Source organism: Halomonas sp. B23F22_20 (assembly GCF_043496985.1).
Classification (GTDB): domain Bacteria; phylum Pseudomonadota; class Gammaproteobacteria; order Pseudomonadales; family Halomonadaceae; genus Halomonas.
The window spans coordinates 1-516 of record NZ_JBIEKH010000151.1 but is presented as its reverse complement, the minus strand read 5'-3'; the positions used below and the strand labels follow the sequence as shown (position 1 = coordinate 516).

Sequence of the window (516 nt, the reverse complement as noted above, 5' to 3'; positions counted from 1 at the left end):
AGAAGGATCTCCCCTTCTGTTGGCTGAAGTTGACCACTTAGTAGATTGAAAAAAGTCGTTTTCCCCGCGCCGTTTGGCCCGATTACAGAGGTGAACTGTTTCTCAGGAATTTGCACGGATATATGATCAACAGCCACATGCCCACCAAAAGCGATGGTTAAATCTTTCGTTTCCAATATAGAAGTCATAGGTTCCCTCCTCTTGTTCATGAAACAAGAACTCCGGCATGGATTTCCCACCGAAGTTCTCGTTTATATGATTTAGTTCTGTACTGGTGGTGCCGTTTCTTCAGGCGTCAACACGCGTTCTAACACTGGAACCGGATAATCCAAGCCGTCTTGTTCTTGTAGTGTGATCTTATATAGAGATTGCAGAGCCTGATGGTCTTCAGCTCTGAACGTCATCGTTCCTTTTGGAGTTTCAAAGCTCATGCCTTCCATTGTTGTAATCAATTCATCTGCGTTCACTTCACCATTCGTTTGTTTTAAAGCTTCTGTAATCGATAAAGCTGCACTC

Annotated in this window: 1 protein-coding gene and 1 pseudogene; both read right to left on the bottom strand. The window is 43.8% G+C overall.

The annotated features are described in order from the left end of the window. The coding region (locus ACGTN6_RS21055) for an ATP-binding cassette domain-containing protein (protein WP_394595061.1) at positions 1-188 on the bottom strand (188 nt) is incomplete at its 3' end. Positions 189-260: 72 nt separating this feature from the next. Then, positions 261-516 (bottom strand): annotated as a pseudogene (locus tag ACGTN6_RS21050) (ABC transporter permease); the annotation flags it as partial.